This is a genomic window from Massilia frigida, assembly GCF_011682175.1.
Classification (GTDB): domain Bacteria; phylum Pseudomonadota; class Gammaproteobacteria; order Burkholderiales; family Burkholderiaceae_D; genus Telluria_A; species Telluria_A frigida.
The window spans coordinates 1-261 of the sequence record NZ_WHJG01000229.1 but is presented as its reverse complement, the minus strand read 5'-3'; the positions used below and the strand labels follow the sequence as shown (position 1 = coordinate 261).

Here is a 261-nt window from a genome sequence, read left to right as displayed (position 1 = left end):
GATCAAAGCTTGTTTGCTAGCTCCCCGCAGCTTATCGCAAGCTACTACGTCCTTCGTCGCCTGTAATCGCCAAGGCATCCACCATGTGCACTTATTCGCTTGTCCCTATAACGTTAGCCTCTGATCCAAAGATCAAAGAGCGTTACAGAGATAAGAAAGTACAGCGTTGTTGCTTTGTTTTGATACATACAATCACTACCCATCGAACCGTCTGTCGACGATTCGATTAAAACTTTACTTCTTCCAGATTGTTAAAGAACG

General features: G+C 44.1%; 1 rRNA gene. It reads right to left on the bottom strand.

Annotated features, from left to right (window positions below):
* A 23S ribosomal RNA gene (locus F2P44_RS34790) occupies positions 1–105 on the bottom strand; the annotation flags it as partial.
* Positions 106–261 lie beyond the last annotated feature (156 nt).